Here is a 21,157-nt window from a genome sequence, read left to right as displayed (position 1 = left end):
GTCGCTGTCGTCCCCACCGATCGACCATGGACGGAGGCTCCGTTGAGCCACATACGGATGCGCATGGCGGCGGTCGTGGTGCTCCTGGCACCGCTCGCCGCCTGTTCGCCGGGAACGGGCCCCGGCACCACGGCCCGGAATGCGGGTCACGACGACGCCGGCGGGACACGGGGCCGCCCCGCGACCGTGACGGTGGTACCCGAGGGGCGCGGCGTCAGGGCCGGTGGGACCGTGAAGGTCACAGCAGCGGGCGGCAGGCTCACCTCGGTCACCGTCACCGACGGGGACGGTGGCACCCTGGCCGGGACGATCTCCGCGGACGGGGCGGGCTGGACGTCCCGGCGGAAGGTGGCACCCGGCAGTTCGTACAGGGTGAGCGCCACGACCCTCACCGAAGGCGGCAGGAGGAGCACGGCCACGTCCGTGTTCACCACGGCCCGGGCCACCGCGGTCAACAAGGTGGACTGGCGGCCCGGCGAGAACGCGAGCGTCGGCGTGGCGCAGCCGGTCTCCCTCGTCTTCGACCGTCCGGTCACCGACAGGGCCGGGGTCGAGAGGCAACTGAAGATCACCACCTCGTCCCCCACCGAGGGCTCGTGGGGCTGGATGAAGGACTGGTCCGGTCGGGACCGGGTGGACTGGCGCCCGAGGACGTACCTGAAGCCCGGTACGAAGGTCACTCTCACCGCCGAGTTGAACGGCACCGATTCCGGCGACGGTGGCTGGTTCGTCCGCGACTACTCGACGACGTTCACCGTCGGTGCGAGCCGTATCGCGAAGGTCGACCTCGACCGCAAGACGCTGACCTTCGTACGGAACGGCAGCGAAGTCCGCACGATCCCGGTCTCCGGCGGAACGCCCGGAGGTGACAAGCGCTCCTGGAGGGGCACCGCGGTGCTGATGGCCAAGGAGGGCACCGTCAACATGAACTCGGAGACCGTCGGCCTGGGTGACTCCTACGACAAGATGGTCGACCACTCGATGCGGCTCACCTGGTCGGGCATGTACGCGCACGCCGCCCCGTGGAACGACCGGTGGTTCGGTAAGGCGAACATGAGTTCCGGCTGCATCGGCATGAGCGACGCCGACGCCGCCTGGTTCTACGACCAGGTCCGCCCCGGCGACCCGTTCGAGATCACGGGCCGCGACACCAAGGGCGAGGTCGCCCCCGGCAACGGCTTCGGTGACTGGAACGTGCCGTGGGAGCGGTGGCGGACGATGAGCGCGCTCTCCTGAGCCCCTCCCGCGCACCTGTGCCACCTGGTGTGCCCGCCGGTGCGCGGCGGGTGGGCCGTGCCTGCTTGCCGGCGGGACACACGTACCTCGTGCCCGCGGGGACCCGCGGGCACGCAGGACGTCCCGCTCCGGATGCGAGACCGAGCGCGAAGGCGTGCATGAGCAGGGAAAGCTGTGGGTTCTCCTGGGCCGTCACCGCCGGGTCGTCGGACGCACCATGTCCTGGCTCGCCGGCTGCAGGCATCCGCACCGTCGCTACGAGCTGTCCGAGGTGCTCGTCGGGTAGGCGGCTGTCGTACTGTGCCACGGGTACTCTCCGGTCAGGAAGCGGGCTGACCCGCCGACTGCTGCAGGTCGAGGTCGTAGCGCATCGCCTCGCGCAGGGCGACCAGACTGGGCCAGAGGTCATCGATCCGCTCCTCCAGGACGTCAACGCTGTCGCCTGCGTTCCGCGGTCCGGTGTCCAGACGCTTGACGAGCCCGTGGATCTTTCGTAGCGCCCCGTTGACGAGGCCGACCACACCCAGAACCTCGTTGGAGGCGATGATGTGGGTTTCGGCGTGCTGGGCGACGTAGGCGTCCCAGCGTTGCTTCAACTCCTCGCGACGCGCGTCGTCCAGGGCGCCGGCACGCCGCATGTCGTGCATGCAGGCCGCCAGGACGTCCCGGGTTGTGCGGGCTGCCGCGCTGAACCGCACGTAGGCGACCTGGCGTTCCTCCAGGAGTCGACTCGCCCGGGCCCGTACCAGGTCCTCGTGCCGGTGGCGCTCGATGCGGTCCTGCTCCCGCCGGTGCACCTGCTGCGTGAAACGCTGCGTGACCAAGACCGACACCAGCGACACAGCGCTACCGATCACGGCCGCCGACAACGTCAATACCGCCCCGTCCATACTCCCCACCCCTCCCCGATACGGTCATACGCACCGTATGCAAGGCCTATACCCTCTGTAGGCCTTTTCCGTGCTTCGCCGAAGTGCCGCCGAGGGCGACGGCGTAGACGGAGCGGAGCCGCCGGGATAAGGCCGCTTCCACCGTGGCCTCACACACTTCGGGAGGAGCGGCAACGACCTGGTGGGTGCCGGTGAGTCCGCTCGGAGCGGAGAACTGCCGCGCTCGGCGGGGAGTCCAGGACTGCGGGCCTCCACGAGCCGACCGAACGCGGTCTGCGGCCACTCCCCCGGGACATCCCGACCGGGGTGTCCCGGCCGACTGCTGCCCGCAGTCGCCGCGTCCCGCTGCTGTGGACGTCCATGGATGTCGGCCCGCGCCCAGGCCCCTGCCTCGGTCACGGCAGTGCGCCACCCCCGCCCGCGGGCGGGCACCGTGTCGGCTACGGCAGGACGATGTTCCGGCCCGGACCGCCCTCGACCGTGTCTTTCCCCGGGCCCCCGACAAGCAGGTCGTCGCCCCGCTCGCCGTGCAGCGTGTCGTCGCCGGAGCCGCCGAGCAGGACGTCCTTGCCCTCCCCGCCCATGACGTGGTCGTCGCCCGAGCCCGCGTACACGAGGTCCGTGTCGCCGTAGCCCTCGATCATGTCGTCGCCACGGCCGCCCCACATCCGCTGCCGGCCGTCGTCACCCATCAGGTGGTCCATGCCGTCGCCGCCGTCCAGGACGACGCGCCCCATGACCATGTCGTCACCCGCGTCACCTCGCACCGTGTGCGCGGTGTGAGCGTGCAGGGTGTCGTCACCGGGTCCACCGCTGACCGTGGCCACCCCGAGGTCGCTGGTGGCGAGCTCGTCGTCGCCGTCCCCGAGGAAGATGTCGATCCGGTCCGGCCGAGAGCTGCCGGTGGGCAGTTCGCAGACGACGTACGTCTCGACGCCCGGCTCCAGGTACGTGCAGTGGTCGCCGGGCTGGAGCGGGACCGCGTCGCGGAAGCCGATGCGCCGGACCCCGTCACCCTGGTCCATCGGGACCACGTGGAGGTCGTCGGCCTGCCCCGGGGCGGCGGTGAAGGTGATCGACTGCTTCGCCCAGTCGGCACCGACGCGCGCCTTGGCGTCGGTGGCGTCGGTGGCGTCGGGAGCCGCGACGGCCGGGGACGCGGCGAGGCCGGCGGCGAGCAGGGCCACGACGGCTGCGTGGGCGATGACTCGGTGGCGGTTCATGGGACCTCATCTCGATGGGGTGGCCGGCGGCCCGGCCCGGCGGCGTGCTCGGCCGCGTACGAGCGTGTTGCCGGCCGACACGATCACCTGCGTACAGGCGAGGTGCCGGCCGGCGCCCGGAGCGAACGGTGCACCGTCCGCTCCAGGCTTCACCGGTCGAACTCGTTCGGGTTTCGGTGCCTACCGGCAGAGCGGTCAGGCACCGTGATCCGATGGTGCGGTGGTGCGGTGGTGCGGTCGCGTGTCAGCTCACGTTCACGTCCACGCAGGCGTAGAAGGCGTTGCTGGTGTCGGCGATGTTCCACACGGCCAGCACCTTCTGCTTGCCGGACAGGCTGCCGAAGTTCACCTGGTGGGTGACGGTCTCGCCCGGCCGGGCGCCACCGTCGTTGAACTCCGCGATCTTCCGGCCGCCCGCGTAGTACTGCCAGGTGCTGGTGGCGTGCCGTGCCGTCAGCCGCCAGTTGAAACTGGTCGTCCGGCTGACCGGGGTGACCTTCCAGCCCTTGCTGTCGTTGTCGAGTTCGGCGAAGGCGGCGTTCCCTCCGCTGCAGCTCGTTAATCCCTTGGGGCCCTCGACGCTCTGCGGCTCGTACTTGATGGAGCCGCACGGGACCGTGCCGGCCGCGCACTGGGCCTGCCGACTGGGGGGCGAGGATATGTAGCCGTGAGCGCTCGCGTTGCCGGCGGGCAGGCTGATGGCCAGGAGCGGGGCGATACCCGCGCCCATGGCGACGGCCAGCATTCTCTTGCTCTTCATGACAACTCCTCTGCGGGGGGTCGGTACTCACCTGCGCGAACAGGTAAGCATGTACATGACAAGCGATGCCATCCATGACCGCGGAGCGGCCTTGCCCGGCTCATGGAAGCGTACCCCGCTTGGTCTAGACCAAGCCAGGGACGCGAATGTTCCTCGGTGAGGTGACGCACGTCCAGGTTCCGGCATCGGGCCCTGGGTTGCCGCTGCGTGCGCTGGTGACGTTTCGGTGCCGGTGGTCGGTGCCGGTGGGCCCGGGGCCTGGAGGTGTCACGAAGGTCCGGGCGGCCGCGAGAGGCCGTTCCGCGGCCCGCAGCACGGAACATGCGGCGGCAGACGCGGAACGACACGCGGGCATCCTCTGGGCACCTGCGGGTAGGCGGACGGCATACCGCACCGAGGAGGAACACCATGTCCGGACTCATCGCCCGCCTCACGCAGTTCACCCGCAGCCCCCAGGGCCGACGGACGGTCGCGTCGGCCCGACGTGCCGCGGCCGACCCGCGCAAGCGCGCCCAGGCTCGCCGCCTGTTCGGTCAGCTGCGCGGACGTCGTTGACGGCGGCGCTTCGGCGCTTCGGCTCTTCGGCGAGGACGCCGGTCCGGGAGTGACGACCCGCATCGCGCGCCCGGTAGCCATGGAAAGCGAAACAACTCCCGGGCCGGTAGGACGCCTGGCCTGCGGTTCATGATGGTGGACGTTCACTGAGGCGCGAGTGGCGAGGCGGTCCGGCGTCCCGGACCGCCTCGACCGCGCGTCATCAGCATCTCTGGTCCAGCCCTTGTCCCCCTTCGCGTTGCCTCTGTTCGTGGCCGATTCGCCTGCCCTGGGAGTCGGCGACTCGGGCACAATCAGGAGCTGTGCCCACACCTCCCGATCCCTGCGTCCTGTACCCCGACGTCGTGGCTTTCGGCAGCCTCGCCGCATCCGTCCGGGCCACGGCGGACGGCTGCCTCGACGCGGTCCCCGTCACATCCCCGGACTCCGCTCCGCTGTGCCACGCGGCCGTCTCAAGCACCCTGCCGCATCGTCGGCCGCTGGCGATCAGCGCTTGGGCGCACGAACGGCGCTGGTCCGTCCGGGGTGAGGAGGCGTTCCAGGGCATGCTCCTCGTCGACGGCAGGACGGACGACCTGGCGGAGGTCGCCAGGGCCGCCCGGGCGTGGCACGAGGGGGCACCTCTGGAGGACATCCGGCAGGTGGCACCGTTCGTGCACCTGACAGGCCGGTTCGAGGTACCTGGCAACGATCCCGTGCGCTTGACGCGATCCGAATGGCAGGGCATGCGCCAGGAGGCGGCCGAACTGGAATACGCCTGGCAGGAGAACTACCGCAATCTGATCGAAGCGGCGCACGCCGATCCGGCACTGCGTACCCTCTACCCGTTCACGAGCCACTGGGCCCTGCGCTTCTCCTCCACCACCCGCCCCGACCTGACCGTCGTCGGACCGAGCCTGAGCGCCGACGACGACGGCACTTACGGAGTGGGCAGGGGCTTCATCACCCAGGACCTCGGCCAGTTCGCCACAGCGCACGAGGCCGTGGCCGTGGCCGTGCGCCACCTGCCGCCCGGCATCGGCCCGGCCACCCTCGACGGATGACCCCGGACCCGGGCCGGACGCAGCCCGGCCGGCCGGCCGGCCGCACGCTCGGCCCCGGGGGCTCGCACGCTCGCCGGCGGCGAAGCCGCACGGGTGCTGCCGGCGCGGGGCTCCGAGGGCTCGCCAGCGGTTCCGGGACTCCAGGACACCCGACATGACCCGGTGGTCGACACCACGGCCCTGAGCCCCTGAGGGAAGCCGCCCGCCGGCTTCGGGTAACGACGCGGAGCCCGGCGGAAGGCGCCCTCGGGCGAGTTCGGCGTCCACGTGGTGCCGGGCAGAGGCGGGCACCACCTGCTCACCTCAGCCTCGCTCGTGCGGCTTCCTGCCGGGATCGGGTGCGGCGAATGCCCGCCGGCTGTGGGCGAGCAGCTCACGGACTGCCGGGCTGCGCGTGCTCTTCCAGACCAGGGCGAGAAGGACAGGTGTTTCGACGTCGTCGATGGTGAGTGCTGTGAGTCGATCGCCGTAGTGCGCGGCCATCGAGTCGCTGAGGACGGCGACGGCGAGTCCGCGGGTGGCGAGGTCGGCGATGGCCTCCGCGGCGCTGGCCTGGAGCGCGATCGTGGGTCGGAGTCCCTGCTCGGTGCATGCCTGGTCGAATGCCGTGCGCAGGCCGGTGCCCGGCGGCATGCACACGATCGGGTAGGCGCCCAGGTCGCCCAGTTCGACCCGCCGTTGTCCCGTCAGGGGGTGCCCGGGCCGGACTGCCGCGACGAGCCGCTCGCTGATGATCGTCAGCGCGTCCAGTCCATCGGGGGTGGCGGTCGCGGTTCCGATGAGAGCCAGATCGACGGTGCCGGCGCGCACCCCTTCGACGAGCCGGTCGGAGTTGTCCTCCAGCAGCGAGATCTCCACGCCGGGGTGCGCACGGTGGAACGCGGCGAGGGCGTCGAACAGAGGCGTCACGGTGCAGCCGATGACCATCCCGACCGTGAGCCGGCCCCGGATCAGGTCGGTCACCTCGCCCACCGCCTGGCGGACCGACGCGGCAGCGGCGAGCGCGGCGCGGGCATGTTCGATCGCGGCCTTTCCCGCGACGGTGAGAGTGGCGGTGCGCGCCGACCGGTCGAACAGTTCGGCACCGAGTTCGCGTTCCAGTTGGCGGATCTGGGCGCTGACGCCGGACTGGCTGATGTGCACGCGTTCGGCGGCCCGGGTGAAGTTCCGCTCTTCGGCGACCGCGACGAAGTATTCCAGCTGCTTCAGTTCCATGACTGATGATTCTAGTTCCTATCAGTTCCATCTGTTGGACTTCTGATGAGCGGGCGGTCACGCTGGAACGACCGAAGCCCGGACGCCCAGGAGGAACCATGCCGGAGTACGAGAAGGCCATGCGGCCCGAAGACATCACCCGTCTGTTCGTCGAACGGTCCAATGCGGGTGACGCGGCCGGGGTCGCCGCACTCTACGAAGAGGGGGCGGTGATGGCCTACCCGCCCGGCGGGCAGACGGTGGGCCGGGAAGCGATCCGCGCGCTGTGGGAGAAGGTGCTGGCGCACCGTCCCCGCTTCGAACCGGAACAACCGCTGCCGACGCTGGTCAGCGGCGACATCGCCCTCACCTCGACTCCGCCGAAGGACGGGGCCGGCGCCCGCGCCCAGGTCGTCCGTCGCCAGCCGGACGGGAGCTGGCTGCGCCTGCTCGACCAGCCCGAATTCGTCCCGCCGTCACGCTGAACCCCCTTCACCGCTACGAGGAACGTAGGCATCGACATGCGCAAGTGGCTGCCGCTGATGACGGTCTGCCTGGGCACCTTCATACTGCTGATCGACGTCACGATCGTGAACGTCGCCCTGCCGAACATGGTCGGCGACCTGGAAGCGTCCTTCGGCGCGTTGCAGTGGGTCATCGACGCCTACGCCCTCGCGCTGGCCGCACTGGTGCTGGGGGCAGGCTCGATCGCCGACCTCGTCGGGCACCGCCGCGTCTACATAGCCGGGCTCGCGGTCTTCGCGATGTCGTCGCTGATGTGCGGTCTCGCATCCGACGCGGGCGTGCTGATCATCGCGCGCACGGTTCAAGGCGTCGGCGCGGCGGCCATGTTCGCGACCACGTTCGCGTTGCTCAACAGCGCTTACGCCGGTCGCGACCGCGGTAGCGCCTACGGCGTCTGGGGTGCGGTGGCAGGCGCCTCGGCCGCGGTGGGCCCCGTCCTCGGAGGTCTTCTCACCGAACATGCGTCGTGGCGCTGGATCTTCTTCGTCAACCTGCCTGTCAGCGCCGTCGGCATCCTCCTGTGCGTCACGATGCTCGCCGACACCCAGGTGCCGGCCCGCGGCAGGGTGGACGTCGGTGGCATGGCCAGTTTCACCGCTGCGGCAGCCTGCGCGACGTACGCGCTGATCCGTGCGAACGAGGAGGGCTGGTCGCGCTCCGAGGTGTGGTGGCTCCTCGCACTGGCGGCGGTGCTGCTGGCCGTGTTCGCCGCCATCGAAGCGCACGTGCCCCACGCCATGCTCGACCTCGGTCTGCTGCGCGACCGTTCGTTCGTCGGCGTGCTGCTCGCCGGGTTCCTGCTGACGTTCGCGGCCTTCGCCGCGTTCACCTACACCTCGATCTGGCTGCAGTCGGTGCTGGGCCTGAGCCCGCTCGCGGCAGGACTCACGGGCCTGCCGATGTCGATCACGGCGTTCGGTGTGTCGGCGGGACTGGGGCGGGTGCTTCACGGTCGCCGGCCAGATCTCGTGATCGGCGGGGGGCTGCTGCTCGTCGGCATCGGCGGCCTGCTCACCGCCGCGGGCCTGCGCGGCTCGGCCGGCTGGCCGGCGCTGGTTCCGGGCTTCGCCGTGATCGGCGTCGGTGTCGGTTTGGCGACGCCGATCCTCGGCTCGGTCTCCATGTCCCGGGTCGCCCCCGAGCGCGGTGGCATGGCCGCCGGCGCGGTCAACACCACCCGCCAACTCGGTTTCGCCTTCGGCATCGCAGCGCTGGGCAGCGTCTTCGCCGGCCGCGCCCGGAGTGACCTGTCCGGGCACGGCATCCCGGACGCGGCCGATGTTGCCCGCGCCATCGCCGGCGGACGGGCACCCGGCCTGCTGGATGCCGCCCCGCCAGGGGTGAGGCACCTCCTGGACGACGCGACACACACCGCGGCCGTGTCCGGCGTCCAAGCAACCTATATCGTCGCCGGAGCCGTCGGCATCCTTGCCGCCCTCCTCGTGCTCGTCCTCGTGCGACCCGTCGGAACGCATGTCTCCCCGCAGGATGCGCGACCGGTTCGACAGCCCTGACGTCGGCTCCGGCCGCACGCCCCGCCGGGCCGTGCAGCCGATGAGATGGAGATCGGGCCCTGTGCAGTGCGGTGGCCCCGCCGAAGTGCTGGGCGGGGCCACCACGGACGATCGATACCGGTCGGCGGTGGGAGTCCCTCCTACGACTCCCGCGATGCGGCGTGCCTGCCGTCGCACCACGAGCGCCGGCAGGCACGGTACGGCCCTCGCGCGGTCAGGCCGGCACCTCCGTCTGCGCGTGGGTGCCGGTCTCCTGCCGAACGACGCGTCGGCGCCGGGACGGCACGCCCACCGTGGGGTTGGCGACGCTCCAGGCCGCCCCCTTGCAGATCAGTTCCTTCCAGAGGGCGGCCACCCGGCCCGTCAGCGCCCTGTCGACCGCCCGGTCGTCGGCGGTGACGAACTGGATCAGGCCCTCTTTGCGGCCGAGGGAGATGCACTGCTGGACGTAGCGGATGGGGACGCGACGGACCCGGCCGCCGGTGAGACGGGCGGCCAGGGCGTCGGCGGCCTGCCAGGCCATGGGGATGCCCGAGGCGCAGGACATGCGGAGGGGCTTGTCACCGGGGCCGGTCGCCACGGCCGCGTCTCCCACCGCGTACACGTCCGGGTGGGAGACCGAGCGCATCGTGCCGTCGACCACGATCCGGCCGTCGGCGGCGAGCTCCAGGGAGGTGGCCCCGGCGATCGGGTGGACGGCGAACCCGGCTGTCCACACCGTGACGTCGGCCGGGACGGTCCGGCCGTCGGCCGTCTCCACGCCACGCGCCCCCACGGCGCTGATCTCGGTGTGTTCGTGGACCGTGATGCCGAGCCCGTCCATCACCTTCCGCAGGTGGGCGCGGCCCTTCTCCGAGAGCCGCTCGCCGAGGGGCCCGCGGGCGGCCAGCGCGACGTCGAGGTCCGGGCGGGCTTCGGCGATCTCGGTCGCGGCCTCGATGCCGGTCAGGCCGCCGCCCACCACGACCACGGAGCGGCCGGCGTCCAGGGCGGCCAGACGGTCGCGGAGCCGGAGGGCGCCGGAGCGGCTGGAGATCTCGTGGGCGTGTTCGGCGGTACCGGGAACACCCAGGTCGTCCCAGCCGCTGCCGAGGGCGTAGACCAGGGTGTCGTACTCCAGTGTCTCCTCCTCGGGGCCGTCCGCGGTGGCTACGGTCACCGTCCCGCGGTCCACGTCCACGGCGGAGACCTCCGCGAGCTTCAGCTCGACGCCCGTGCCCGCGAACATCTCGTCGAACGGCCGGGGCCCGAGGTCCCGGCCGGTCGCGAGTTGGTGGAGCCGGACGCGCTCGACGAAGTCGGGCTCAGGGTTGACGAGGGTGAGGGTGACGTCCTCGTGGTGCAGCCGCCTGGCGAGACGGCCGGCTGTCACGGCACCGGTGTAACCGGCTCCGAGGACGACGATGCGGTGCTGCATGTCTGTGCTCCTGTCTGGGCGGGTGCTGCCGTTGTCCGGCGTGGTCGCACCCCTTGAACCGGGCAGCACCTCGATCCCTGACAGAGCAGGGGAGTGACATGGGTCACCCGACGCTCACAGGGTGTGGAGCGGGGCCTCGCGGTGGTCCTGGGCGGCCCACTGCTCGGTCGCCCGCAGAAGCTTGTCGGGGTTCGCCTGGCTGCGGATCGCGACGATGCCCTCCGGCGTGACCTCCAGGCAGGTGATGCCGACGACCCGGCCGTCCACGACAGCCACGACGGCGGGTTCGCCGTTGGCGGTCGTGGCGTAGATGCCGGGCGCGCCACCGACATAGGCCCGCTTGGCCGCACTCGGCTTGAACAGGCCCCGCAGGAACCTGGCGACCGCGAGAGCGCCCTCGAACGGCTTCGTACGGGCCGGGACCTTTCCGCCGCCGTCGCCCACCGAGACGGCGTCCTGGGTGAGCAGGCGCAGGAGAGGCTCGGTACGGCCGCTGGTCGCCGCGGTGAGGAACTCCTCGGCGACTTTCCGGGCGGCGGCCTCGTCGACGTCGGCGCGTGCCCTGCCGTCCGCGATGTGCTTCTTGGCCCGGTGGTGGATCTGCTGGCTGGAGGTCTCGGTGATGCCCAGGATGTCGGCGATCTCCCGGTGCGGATGGCCGAACGCCTCGCGCAGCACGTAGACGGCCCGCTCCCTGGGCGACAGGCGCTCCAACAGGACGAGCACGGCGTACGACACCGACTCGCGCTGTTCCGCGGTGTCGGCCGGGCCGAGCATCGGGTCTCCGCCGAGCAGCGGCTCGGGCAGCCACTGCCCCACGTACGTCTCGCGTCGGGCCCGTGCCGAAGTGAGCGCGTTGAGACACCAGTTGGTGAGGACCTTCGTCAGCCAGGCCTCAGGCACCTCGATCCGGCCGACGTCGGCCGCCTGCCAGCGCAGGAACGTCTCCTGCACGGCGTCCTCCGCCTCGCTCGCCGAACCGAGCAGACGGTAGGCGATGGCCTCCAGCCGGGGCCTGGCGGTCTCGAACCGGTCCACGTCACTCACGGTCAGGGCCATGCCCCTGATCCTAGGCCCCCGGGGGACGGAACGGCAGGCGATACGGAGCGCCCCAGGCCCGCCCCGCCGCCCGGCCGCCGCCTGGAGCAACCCGTCGGGTCGTCCGTGGCGGTCCGGTGGCGACTCGATGCGCTTCATCGCATCCGGTCCCGGGGGTACAGCATCGGTGACCACGTCCGCGGCCGGATGCAGCCGCAGCGTCTCCCCCACCGGCGACGGCCGCCCCGGGGAGCGGCGGCGGCCCGGACGCGGTGTCCGAACCCGGTGTCCGGACGCGGCTGCTCAGGGGAGCGGCACTCTCAGGTACGCGGGCCCGCGCCGTGCAGAAGGGTGTCGATGATGCGGGCGGCGAGGGAGTCGGTGTCGATGGCGGCGTCGTCCGGGTGTCCGCGCAGGGACTCCCCGAGGAGCGAGTAGTAGACCCGCCGCACCCAGTACAGGTCGGCCGACTCGTCGATGAGCTTGTCCGCCCGGGCCCGCTCCAGCACGGTGATGCACCGTCGGCCGATGTCCTCATGGAGGGCGGCCGCTTCGCTTCCGGGGTCGGCCGGGAGTTCCAGGGCGAATGCCCAGGCGCCTTTCACCTCGAGCACGTTGGCCGTGATCCGGTGCAGGGCCACCAAGGCGGGGGCGGTGTCCGGCCGGCCGTCCTCCACGGCTCCGGCGAGCTGGCGGGCGGCGGACGAGGCGAGGGCGTCGATCAACGCCTGCCGATGGGCGAAGCGCCGGTGGATCGTGGTCCTGGCCACCCCCGCCGCGGTCGCGATCTGCTCCATCGACGCGCCGGGGTCCCTGGAGAGCACGCGTTCGGCAGCCTCCAGGATCGCGCGCACACTGCGTTCCGCGTCCGCCCGCAACGGCCGTGCCCCTGTCTCACCCATGGCGCCTCCCACTCATCTGCTCGACGCCGAAACGTTACACCGTTGGGTCATCTCAATAATAAATGCATCAGGTGTGTTGCATATAACGATGGATCAGATACTGTCAGGTATCAGTTCTTCGCCAAGAGAAGGAGATTCCCCCGTGCACAGTGCAGCGCTCATCACCGGTGCCTCGTCCGGACTGGGGGCGGAGTTCGCCGCCCAGCTGGCCGCGCGCGGACATGACCTGATCCTGGTGGCGCGTTCCGAGGACCGGCTGACCGCCCTCGCCGAGCGGCTGACCACGGAGCACGGCATCCGCGCCCACGTCCTGGTCCAGGACCTGGCCGCACCCGACGCCGCCCGGCAGGTCACCGGCCGCCTCGCCGCCCGTGGGCTGGGCGTCGACCTGCTGGTCAACAACGCCGGATTCGGCACGTGCGGCCGCTTCGAGGACATCGCCGCCGAGCGCGACCACGACCAGCTGATGGTCAACGTCGTCGCACTCGTCGACCTCACCCACGCGCTGCTCCCCGGCATGCTGGAGCGCGGCACGGGCGCGGTCGTCAACGTCGCCTCCACCGCGGGCTTCCAGCCCTCCCCGTACTTCGCCGTCTACAGCGCGGCCAAGGGCTTCGTGCTGAACTTCGGTCTTGCCCTCCGCCAGGAGTACCGCGGGCGGGGCATTCGCGTACTCACTCTGTGCCCCGGCCCGGTCGACACCCCCTTCTTCGAGGCCATCGGCACCCGTAGGGCGGCCGTCAACGGCTCGATGACCACACCGGAGCCGGTCGTACGCGCCGCGCTGCGCGCACTCGACCGCGACCGCGGCTACGTCACCCCCGGACTCGGCAACGCCCTGGCCGCCCATCTGCTGCCACGCCGGCCGCGCACGCTGGTCGCCGCCGTCGCCGAGCGTGTCACCCGCAAGGTCCTCGACCCGGCGGGCACCGCTGCACAGCCGAAGGAGTACGCGGCATGAGTGCCTCCACCGCCCCGGCAGCGGGTGCCGCAGCAGCGATGCTGCTCGTCGGCACCTCGACGGCCGTCTCCGCGACGACTGCCGACTACCCCGTCCTCAGCGGTCAGGCCCTGCGCTACGCGCTCGCCGCGGCCATTCTCCTCGCCGTCGTACGCCACCGCCGCTCACCCCGCGCCGGTCTGACCCCTCGTGACGTCCTGCTCCTGCTGGCGTTGGCCGCCACCGGCCTGGCGGGTTTCAACATCTTCCTGGTGGAAGCCACCCGGCACGCCGACCCGGCCATGATCGGCACTGTGGTAGGAGCGATCCCCATCGTGCTCGCACTCGTCGGGCCGTTGACGGAACGCCGCCGGCCGGCCGCGCGCACCGTCGGTGCGGCGGTTGTCGTGACCCTGGGCGCCGCTGTCGCCGCCGGGTTCGGCGGTGGCAGCCTGCACGGTGTGCTGCTGTCGCTGGGCGCGCTGGCCGGAGAGGTCGCCTTCTCGCTGCTCGCCCTCCCCCTGCTGCCCAAACTCGGCCCCATGAGGGTCGCCGCCTACCCCGCGGCGCTGGCCGTGCCCATGCTGCTGGCCGCGAGCCTCGCTCTGGACGGCACGAGTTCCCTACGCCTTCCCACCCCCACCGAGGCGGCCGCCTTCGGCTACCTCGGCGTGCTCGTCACCGCCGTCGCCTTCTTCCTCTGGTACGACGCACTGCGCCGCCTGGGCGCCGCACGTGCCGGACTCTTCGCCGGACTCGTCCCCGTGGGCGCCCTGCTCACCACGGTCGCGCTCGGGCTCGGCGAGGTCGGCGTCGCCGATGTGGCCGGCGCACTGCTCGTTGCCGCAGGTGTCCTGACCGGTCTGCGGCAGCCTGCGCCGGCCGGCGCCGTCAAGGCGGCCGGCCGGCGGGTCCGGCGGCCCCGGCCCGCAGACGGGGGGCGGGTGCCCGCGCCGTGCGCACCGGCACGGCCGACCGGCGGGGACCCGGTGTGAGCCCCCCTCAGCACGGCGGCCGCACCGCGGCCGCCGCCGAGCAGTACACCGCGGCCTCCACCGCGTACGCGGCACTCCCCCGCCCCTATACGGCTGCGCTGTGCGCCGAAGCAGCCGGCATGTCAGCCCTGGCCTGCGGTGACGAGGACACCGCCGTCAAGGAACTGGACGCCTGCGCCGAACGCTTCGACGCACTCAACGCCACGTGGGACACGGCCCGTGTCCGGGCGGCCCTGCGGACCAGCAGTTCTTGCGGCAGACCCCGCGCGGTCGGCCGCCCCAGCTACGGAAGCCGGCTCTCACCCCGTGAAGAGGAAGTCGCCCGGCTCGCGGCGTCCGGCCTGACCAACAGGGACATCGCTCATACGCTGCACCTGTCCGTCCGGACGGTCGAACAGCACGTGGCGAACGCGATGCGCAAGCTCGACGTCACGTCCCGCGCCGCGTTGACCCGCGTGACCCCCACCCGGCTGAGCCCCGAGGATCCCTGACCCCGCAGGGTGACCGGAGACCCCGCAGGTGACCGGGGACACCCCCGGGTGACCGGACCGGCTGATCGCCCGCCGCGACTTCCAGGCATGCTGTGCGACGTCGTCCGTCAGGTGGCCCCGAGGCCGGTCCGCCCCGGCTGGGACGACCGACCGGCGAAACGACCGACCGGTGGTCCGATGCGCACCCCGCACGTCGCGGGCACCCGGCCTCCGGCGGACTTCCTCCGCACCTGCGGCCGCCCCACTGTCACATCGCGCTCGACGGACAGTCCCGGCTCGACCGAGGCGGAACGGCGGGCCACACACCCCTCAGGAGAGCTCACCGCCGTAGTCCGGGAGCTTGAAGGTGCGTTCGGCGTGACCTCCGACGACGTCGGTGGTGTTGTTGCCGATGTTGGCGATGATCTTGTATCCCTTCGCCTCGATAGCAGCCCGCTGCTCGGTCTTGTAGGCGCTGACCTCATCGAACAGGTCGGGCAGACTGCGCACGTACAGTCCGTCCACCGGGTAGCCAGCCTGTCTGAGGTTCCAGTCCGTGAGGGAGTGGATGATGCCCGGCCGAGCGGTGACGAAGAAGACGGCCACGCCGCGGGCATCGGCATAACGGGCCAGGTCACGGACGTCCCGGACGGCGGGGGTGGGCAGTTCCCAGAACGGGTGGAAGTGCGTCTCGAGCGCGGTGTTGTCGATGTCGAGAACGATCGCCTGCTTTCCCCCGCCCGCGTCTCCCGTGCGGGTCTCGATCCAGGGGCGCGCCTCGGCGACGACGGCCGCGACCTCCTGCCGCCAGACGTTGTAGTCGACGCCGGCCGCGAGGGTGGACGGGGGGACCGGGGCGATGGCAGCACCGGCGGTGGCCGGTGTGTGCGTGCGGGCCGGAGCCGTCTGCGTCGCGTCAGCCGAGGTGACGGGTACCGCGACGAGAGCGAGGGCCGCGGCCAGAGCCGCGGCCGTGCGCTGGACAGTGGCGCGTGCATGCATGGGGACTCCTGTGTAGGGAACCTGCCAATGGCCCGTACGCCGCGATCGGCGACGGGTTGTCATGCTCGCGGTTAATGATGAAGTCTGAGCGACCGTACCGCTACTGGCCGGTAGCGTCTTTCTGAGTTGCCGTTCGCCTGCCTGAGGAGAACCAGCCGGGCACCTGGCCGGAAGCGTCCCTGAATCCCGGACCGCTCCTCCGCCGACCGCAGCGCCCTCCCGCCTCCCCGACCGCAGCGCCCTGCCCACGCCTTCGTCGAGCACCCCCCATGACGGAGTCGAGTCCTCAGGACCCCCCGATGCCCTTTCGGATGATCTCCCCTGCCGCGTGGACGAGGTCGGCGTTGCTCCCGGCGAGTGTGCCGTCGGGCAGGTGGAGCACGTCCTCCAGGCCGATCCGCGCGTCCAGTCGGCGTGAGGCCGCCAGCCGGAGGACGGGCCAGGCGGCGTCGTCCTCGCCGTGCAGGAGGATCGGCGAGGACGTTGCCGGGCGGAGCTCGTCGAGCAGACCGGCTGCGGCACGGGGCGCGGTCTGTGGGTCGGTGTCGGTGATCTCGGCCAGGACACGTAGGACGCGGTGGGACTCCCGCCAGCTGAGGAACCGCCGCGCCGCGCGGGTTCCGGAGTAGATGCCGGCTTCCACTCCGATACCCCGGTCCAGCAGGGCGGCGGCCACTTCGGTGGCGCCCTCCTCGTGCCAGTTCACCGAGGCGTGGTCCGGCAGCACGGTCCAGGATCGGACCTGGGACACGCGAATTCCGGGGTCAGGCGTGGCCCAGGCGCCGGTGGTGACGCCGACGGGGATGCCTGGAACGGCGTCCCGCACGGCTATGAGGACAGCGGCGACGTCGGCGGGGTCCAGTGTGTCGGTGCCGTCACGGCCCTTGGGGTGGAGGTGGACGTCCTGGGCACCGGCGGCGACGGCCGTGCGGGCTGCCGCCGCCAGCTCCTGCGGGGTCACGGGGAGGTGAGCGCACTCGGTGCGGCTCCTGGAACCGTTCAGACAGGCTTGCAGCATGCCGTCATCTTCTCAGTCGGGTCCGCCGTGCGGAGACCGCTCCGTACCGCTGCGAGGTGCCATCCGGCGACTTCGAGACGGACCTGGCCATCCCTGACCAGTCATCAGTAGCTGTCGTACTCCGGCCTGCCGCTCGGCCTGTAGACACCGACGACGGTGCCGCCCTTCGTGGTCGAGACGCTGACCGGCTCCAGCGCGGTGGGGATCGCCCCTTCGGCGAAGAGCCGCTTGCCGGTGCCGATGATCACCGGGTGGATGGTCAGCCGGTATTCGTCGACGAGACCCTGCCGCATGAGGGTCTGGGCGAGGTCGCCGCTGCCGACGACGTTGATGTCGCCGCCGTCGGACGCCTTCAGTTCGCCTACCGCGTCGGCGATGTCGCCCTCCAGCAGCACGGAGTTCCGCCATTCGACGGACGTCAGGGTACGAGACGCCACGTACTTGTGCATGCTGTTCATTCGGTCGGTGAACGGGTTGCCGGGATCGGCGGCCGGCCAGTACGACGCGAAGATCTCATACGTCTTGCGGCCGAGCAGCATCGCGTCGGACTGCTCGTACCACCCGGCGATGGCCGCGCCGACTTCCTCGTCGTCCACCGGCTTCTGCCAGCCCCCGTGCTCGAAGCCGCTCTCGGCGTCCTCGTCCGGACCGCCCGGTGCCTGCATGACGCCGTCGAGCGTCAGGAAGGTACAAATGATGATCTTGCGCATGGTGCGCTCCCTTCGTCGACGGGTACACCGGGCAAACGCCGCGAACTCATCGGTCCAGTCGCCGAGACGGCCCGCGGTGACTGGCTGCCGGGCGACTGATCCGCTCGGCGGGCCATCGGCGGCCGACCCTGAAAGCCCTCACGGCGTGATGCCGCTACGCAGACCGGCTACCGAGCCCAGCTTCGGGCACCCGCCGGGCTTTCGGTATCCGCCGACCGGCGGACGCTGCGGGCCCTGGGTCGGTAGCCGTCCGGCACGGATCCGGGTGGCGAGCAGAGCGCAAGCCGGACGGACGGCGGCAGGCGGCCTCCGCCAATGGGCGCCCGCAGCGGCACCGAGTCCACCACCTTCCCTCTCCCGAGTGCTTCCGCGGTCGTTGGACGATCGCCTCGCCGGCGGCAGCGTGCGGAGTGCCGTGCGGCCGGTTCGCCCGGCAGCTCAGCGGCACCGTCGGCCGGTCCTCGACGGCGTACCCCACCGCAGGAGGGGTACGCCGCGCCGCCGACCGTCCAGCCCTACCTCGCGTAGGCGGGCCGGAAACGGCCGGGGTCGCTTCGGAAGCCGTACGACCCGGCGCGGCGGGTCAGCCCATGCTCTTGGCGCCGTCCATGGACTCTCTGATGATGTCGGCATGGCCGGAGTGCTGAGCGGTCTCGGCGATGAGGTGCATCAGGACCCGGCGGGCCGACCACTGCGCGCCGGACTCGAACCACGGGGCTTTCGGCAGGGGCTGCGTGGCTCCCAGGTCGGGCAGCGTGGTGACCAGTTCGTCGGTCCGGCGGGCCGCGTCTGCGTAGCCGGCCAGGACACCTGACAGCGTCTCACCGGGCAGCATCCGGAACTCGTTGGTCCGCCGCTCCCAGTCGGCCTCGGTCATACTCGTGAAGTCACCCATCACCGACGGGCCGTGCACGATGAAGTCCGCCCAGTTCTGCTCGCACGCTGTCATGTGCTTGATCAGGCCGCCCAGACAGAGCTCGCTGACGGTGGTCCGGAGCCCGGCCTGCTCGTCGGTGAGGTCGCGTGTGGTGAAACGCAGGAAGTGCCGGTGCTTGGCCAGCATCTCCAGCAGGTCGGCGCGTTCACCGCTGACGGCCGCGGGCTCGGTCAGGTCGCTGGTGGTCACGTTGCGGGTGGTCGAGTCGTCGGGGGTCATGGGTTCTGCCTTTCGGTGTTCTGCGCCGTCGGTCGAGGACCACGCTATGACCCGTCGAGGTCAGGACATGTCCTAAATCGCGGGCGACTCACCGCTCTTCCGTGATGAGTAGAGCGGAGCCGTAGGCGCGTGGCCGGACAAGGAGGAGGCGTATCCACGCACGTCGGTGGCCGGATCACCGGGCCCGACGGCGCCGGCGCGGCCAGCACGTTGCGGACGCTCCGGACACGCTTCGCCCGCCCCATGGAACGGCAGCGATCACGGGATCCTCCGTCATGCTGCCGCCCCAGGCACGCCACTGCCGGCCAGCTCTCCCAGCAGCGCAGTCTTCGGCGGGCCGGATGCTGCTCACGCCACCAGCTCGGGCCTTCCAAGACACCGCCCCACCTACCTGACCCCGCACCACCTCCCCCGCTCTCCGGCGTGCCAGGGCCCGCGGCCGATCGCCTCGTCGGCCACCTCCGCCGGTCCCGCACTCAGCCGGTTATCCCTCGCTCAGCCGGTCCCTCACTCAGCCGGCGAGTTCCCCGAGGAGCGCCCAGGTACGGCGCCGATCGGCCTCTCCTGCGATTTCCGTCCCCGAGAACACCACCTCGGTCGCCCCGGCATCCCGGTACCGCCTTACCTCGGCGGTGACCGCCCGCTCGTCGCCGATCACGGCCACGTCGACGGCCCGCCGGCCGCCGGAGAGCCCGATGACCCGCGCGTAGGACGGGAACTGCTCGTAGAACGCGAGTTGTTCGGCGGCCTTCTCCCTCACGGAGTCGACATCGTCGGTGACCACGCCGTGCACCAGGGCGACGATCCGGGGCGCGGGCCGGCCGGCGGCCTCTGCCGCTGCGGTGACCGCCGGCACGATGTTCTCGCTCAGCGCACGCGGCCCGGCCAGATAGGGCAGGATCCCGTCCGCCAGTTCACCGCTGACGCGTAGCGCCTGGGGGCCCATCGCGGCGACGAGCAACGGCACACCGCCCTCGGCGCCCGGTACACGACCGGGGATCGGTGTCGTCGCGGTGAGCAGTTCGCCGTGGAAGTCGGCGGTGCCGGTCTCGGTCAACTGCCGTAGCGCCGTCAGGAATTCGCGCAGGCGCGCGATGGGCCGTTCGTAGGGCATGCCGAAGCCCGTCTCGGTCAGGAGTTTGGTGCCGAGCGCCAGTCCGAGGTGGTAGCGGCCGTGTGTGGCCGCCTGGGCGGTCTGCGCCTGGCTGGAGATCAGCAGCGGATGCCGGCCGAAGACGGGGATCGCCGACGTGCCCACGTGCAGGCCGGGTACCTCCCGTCCGACGAGTGCCGCGAGCTGGGGCGAGTCCGCACCGAAGGTCTGGCCGAACCACACCGACCGAAGCCCCGCAGCGGCGGCCTCACGTGCGAGCTGCACGGAGCCGTCGACCTGGTTGTCGGCGTCGATCGCGTTGAGCGCTACTCCTGTAGTCATGTCAGTGGAAACCGGTCACGACCGGCCCCGCATTCCGGTTCCTGTGTGACGGGCGTATGTCAATTACCATGCACAGCACGGCCGTTGCCTCCCGGCCGCACCGGATGCCGTTCCAATGCGGGGCCGGCGGGGGCACGCGCACCGGCAGGGGGCGCCCGCACCGGCAGGGCGGAACGTGGCGCCGGGCACCTACGCCATCACGGCGTGGGGAGCACGTGCCTGCGGCAGGGTGACCGCTCGTTCGAGGTGCGCATGAGAAGGGGTCTGCCCTCCGGCGCAGCTCTGTTCGCGCGCGCTCTCACTCGCCCTCATCAGGTATGCCCTCGCCCTGCTCCGCCCCAGTGTCCGCCACGGCGGTCCGGGCAGGGAACGGCGGCGGCGGAGGAGGAGGAGGAGGAGGGAAGAGGAACGTTTCGAAGGCGTCCATCGCGAATGCCAGACCCACGAGCACGAGCGGTACGAGCATGGCCACAACCAGCATGACGCCTCCTGACAGCACGAGCCGAGGCAGGGCGCGAAGCACAGGGCCACCACCGCACAGGGTCACCACCACCATGACCCGAACGGATGAGGGGCGCAGGTTCCGGCGGGCATGCGTACGCCATTCGGGTGCCGCGTCGCCGCCCGCACCGCGTTCGGCGCCGAGCGGGTGCACGTCAGTTCCGCCCTGCTCCCCCTCGGGACCCCGGATCGCCTCGGCAGGGGTCGAGGGGTCCGGCGGGTGGCGTGGTGCAGGTTCCCCCACGGGCTCGCCGGCGACCGGAACGAACGCATGCCTGCCTACCGGCGTAAGCGGGCGGGGCCCCGGGAGCCGGACCGGTGGCGCGGACCGCAACTCGCCCTCGCCCTCACCGGTGCTGTTCGTCGAGCCGCTTCGCGGCCGCTCATCCATCACCGGCTCGCCTTGCGATGCCTGGGCACCGGGGGCCGAGCCGCGCGACGATGAGGCCTGCATGTATGTGCGGGTTGTGAAGGCTGCGGGCGGGAGATGCGGTGATCGGGACCCGTTCCGGAGCAGGGCGCGGAGGCTGAGAGAGTAGGGGGTATGGATATCGAGCGCAGGAACAACGTCACGGTCACCGGGAACCCGCGGGGGCGGGCGGTGGTGCTGGCTCACGGTTTCGGTTGTGACCA

The 21,157-nt window shown here is 71.4% G+C and carries 22 protein-coding genes and 1 pseudogene; 10 read left to right on the top strand and 13 right to left on the bottom strand.

Features of this window, described 5'->3' with window-relative positions; genetic code table 11:
* Nucleotides 1–57 precede the first annotated feature (57 nt).
* Both ABZ371_RS09660 and ABZ371_RS09655 read left to right on the top strand, forming a co-directional pair.
* On the top strand, nt 58–1,236 hold the full coding sequence (locus ABZ371_RS09660) for an Ig-like domain-containing protein (RefSeq protein ID WP_358675956.1): 1,179 nt from the start codon (nt 58–60) through the stop codon (nt 1,234–1,236).
* 154 nt (nt 1,237–1,390) lie between these two features.
* The gene (locus ABZ371_RS09655) at nt 1,391–1,522 is read left to right on the top strand and encodes a hypothetical protein (protein ID WP_358675941.1); all 132 of its coding nucleotides are present in this window, start codon (nt 1,391–1,393) and stop codon (nt 1,520–1,522) included.
* 34 nt (nt 1,523–1,556) lie between these two features.
* Here the strand turns inward: ABZ371_RS09655 and ABZ371_RS09650 are convergent, their stop codons facing one another.
* The 3 genes from ABZ371_RS09650 to ABZ371_RS09640 form a co-directional block, all read right to left on the bottom strand.
* Nucleotides 1,557–2,060 carry a hypothetical protein gene (locus ABZ371_RS09650; RefSeq protein ID WP_358675938.1) on the bottom strand — a complete coding sequence of 168 codons (504 nt, stop codon included), beginning with the start codon at nt 2,058–2,060 and terminating at the stop codon, nt 1,557–1,559.
* A gap of 506 nt (nt 2,061–2,566) precedes the next feature.
* Entirely contained in the window at nt 2,567–3,349 is a 783-nt protein-coding gene (locus ABZ371_RS09645; RefSeq protein WP_358675935.1) for a calcium-binding protein, read from the bottom strand.
* 244 nt (nt 3,350–3,593) lie between these two features.
* Nucleotides 3,594–4,109, bottom strand: a complete 516-nt coding sequence (locus ABZ371_RS09640; RefSeq protein ID WP_358675932.1) for a lytic polysaccharide monooxygenase auxiliary activity family 9 protein — start codon at nt 4,107–4,109, stop codon at nt 3,594–3,596.
* A gap of 408 nt (nt 4,110–4,517) precedes the next feature.
* Here ABZ371_RS09640 and ABZ371_RS09635 point away from each other — a divergent pair, with 408 nt between their 5' ends.
* Entirely contained in the window at nt 4,518–4,664 is a 147-nt protein-coding gene (locus tag ABZ371_RS09635) for a hypothetical protein (protein ID WP_358675929.1), read from the top strand.
* A gap of 344 nt (nt 4,665–5,008) precedes the next feature.
* On the top strand, nt 5,009–5,707 hold the full coding sequence (locus ABZ371_RS09630) for a DUF6193 family natural product biosynthesis protein (protein WP_358675927.1): 699 nt from the start codon (nt 5,009–5,011) through the stop codon (nt 5,705–5,707).
* A 303-nt stretch (nt 5,708–6,010) separates the two neighbouring features.
* Here ABZ371_RS09630 and ABZ371_RS09625 read toward each other — a convergent pair whose 3' ends face one another.
* Nucleotides 6,011–6,922: a LysR substrate-binding domain-containing protein gene (locus tag ABZ371_RS09625; protein WP_358675924.1), complete on the bottom strand. Its 912-nt coding sequence runs from the start codon at nt 6,920–6,922 to the stop codon at nt 6,011–6,013.
* Nucleotides 6,923–7,020: 98 nt separating this feature from the next.
* Here ABZ371_RS09625 and ABZ371_RS09620 point away from each other — a divergent pair, with 98 nt between their 5' ends.
* Both ABZ371_RS09620 and ABZ371_RS09615 read left to right on the top strand, forming a co-directional pair.
* Nucleotides 7,021–7,386, top strand: coding sequence for a nuclear transport factor 2 family protein (locus ABZ371_RS09620; protein ID WP_358675921.1), 366 nt, complete (start codon nt 7,021–7,023; stop codon nt 7,384–7,386).
* A gap of 36 nt (nt 7,387–7,422) precedes the next feature.
* A complete protein-coding gene (locus tag ABZ371_RS09615) occupies nt 7,423–8,940 on the top strand; it encodes an MFS transporter (protein ID WP_358675918.1) in 1,518 nt (505 codons plus the stop codon).
* A 214-nt stretch (nt 8,941–9,154) separates the two neighbouring features.
* Here the strand turns inward: ABZ371_RS09615 and ABZ371_RS09610 are convergent, their stop codons facing one another.
* The 3 genes from ABZ371_RS09610 to ABZ371_RS09600 all read right to left on the bottom strand — a co-directional run bounded on the left by ABZ371_RS09610 (nt 9,155) and on the right by ABZ371_RS09600 (nt 12,297).
* The gene (locus ABZ371_RS09610) at nt 9,155–10,357 is read right to left on the bottom strand and encodes an FAD-dependent oxidoreductase (protein ID WP_358675916.1); all 1,203 of its coding nucleotides are present in this window, start codon (nt 10,355–10,357) and stop codon (nt 9,155–9,157) included.
* Nucleotides 10,358–10,471: 114 nt separating this feature from the next.
* Nucleotides 10,472–11,416: an RNA polymerase sigma factor SigJ gene (gene sigJ / locus ABZ371_RS09605; protein ID WP_358675913.1), complete on the bottom strand. Its 945-nt coding sequence runs from the start codon at nt 11,414–11,416 to the stop codon at nt 10,472–10,474.
* 299 nt (nt 11,417–11,715) lie between these two features.
* The gene (locus tag ABZ371_RS09600) at nt 11,716–12,297 is read right to left on the bottom strand and encodes a helix-turn-helix domain-containing protein (RefSeq protein WP_358675910.1); all 582 of its coding nucleotides are present in this window, start codon (nt 12,295–12,297) and stop codon (nt 11,716–11,718) included.
* A 142-nt stretch (nt 12,298–12,439) separates the two neighbouring features.
* Between ABZ371_RS09600 and ABZ371_RS09595 the strand changes: the two genes are divergently transcribed.
* Genes ABZ371_RS09595 through ABZ371_RS09585 form a run of 3 tightly spaced genes read left to right on the top strand, consistent with a single transcriptional unit; the run spans nt 12,440 to nt 14,723 of the window.
* Nucleotides 12,440–13,258, top strand: a complete 819-nt coding sequence (locus ABZ371_RS09595) for an SDR family oxidoreductase (RefSeq protein WP_358675907.1) — start codon at nt 12,440–12,442, stop codon at nt 13,256–13,258.
* Nucleotides 13,255–14,232 (top strand): DMT family transporter, encoded by a 978-nt coding sequence (locus ABZ371_RS09590; RefSeq protein ID WP_358675904.1) that lies wholly within the window; start codon nt 13,255–13,257, stop codon nt 14,230–14,232. The genes ABZ371_RS09595 and ABZ371_RS09590 overlap by 4 nt, the downstream gene beginning before the upstream one ends.
* Nucleotides 14,229–14,723 (top strand): helix-turn-helix transcriptional regulator, encoded by a 495-nt coding sequence (locus ABZ371_RS09585; RefSeq protein ID WP_358675901.1) that lies wholly within the window; start codon nt 14,229–14,231, stop codon nt 14,721–14,723. Before ABZ371_RS09590 ends, ABZ371_RS09585 begins: the two co-directional genes overlap by 4 nt.
* Before the next feature lie 309 nt (nt 14,724–15,032).
* Here the strand turns inward: ABZ371_RS09585 and ABZ371_RS09580 are convergent, their stop codons facing one another.
* The 6 genes from ABZ371_RS09580 to ABZ371_RS09555 form a co-directional block, all read right to left on the bottom strand.
* Nucleotides 15,033–15,704, bottom strand: coding sequence for an HAD family acid phosphatase (locus ABZ371_RS09580; protein ID WP_358675898.1), 672 nt, complete (start codon nt 15,702–15,704; stop codon nt 15,033–15,035).
* Nucleotides 15,705–15,990: 286 nt separating this feature from the next.
* Nucleotides 15,991–16,722 (bottom strand): 3-keto-5-aminohexanoate cleavage protein, encoded by a 732-nt coding sequence (locus ABZ371_RS09575; RefSeq protein ID WP_358675896.1) that lies wholly within the window; start codon nt 16,720–16,722, stop codon nt 15,991–15,993.
* 104 nt (nt 16,723–16,826) lie between these two features.
* Complete coding sequence (locus tag ABZ371_RS09570) at nt 16,827–17,432, bottom strand: dihydrofolate reductase family protein (protein ID WP_358675893.1); 606 nt, start codon at nt 17,430–17,432, stop codon at nt 16,827–16,829.
* A gap of 583 nt (nt 17,433–18,015) precedes the next feature.
* A complete protein-coding gene (locus ABZ371_RS09565) occupies nt 18,016–18,588 on the bottom strand; it encodes a DinB family protein (protein WP_358675890.1) in 573 nt (190 codons plus the stop codon).
* A 511-nt stretch (nt 18,589–19,099) separates the two neighbouring features.
* Nucleotides 19,100–20,023 carry an LLM class F420-dependent oxidoreductase gene (locus ABZ371_RS09560; protein ID WP_358675888.1) on the bottom strand — a complete coding sequence of 308 codons (924 nt, stop codon included), beginning with the start codon at nt 20,021–20,023 and terminating at the stop codon, nt 19,100–19,102.
* A 298-nt stretch (nt 20,024–20,321) separates the two neighbouring features.
* Nucleotides 20,322–20,504, bottom strand: coding sequence for a hypothetical protein (locus ABZ371_RS09555; protein ID WP_358675885.1), 183 nt, complete (start codon nt 20,502–20,504; stop codon nt 20,322–20,324).
* 564 nt (nt 20,505–21,068) lie between these two features.
* Here ABZ371_RS09555 and ABZ371_RS09550 point away from each other — a divergent pair.
* A pseudogene (locus tag ABZ371_RS09550) lies at nt 21,069–21,157 on the top strand (alpha/beta hydrolase); the annotation flags it as partial.

Source organism: Streptomyces sp. NPDC005899 (assembly GCF_040629645.1).
Classification (GTDB): domain Bacteria; phylum Actinomycetota; class Actinomycetes; order Streptomycetales; family Streptomycetaceae; genus Streptomyces.
The sequence above is the reverse complement of the archived record's forward strand: the minus strand, read 5'-3'. Positions and strand labels throughout refer to the sequence as shown.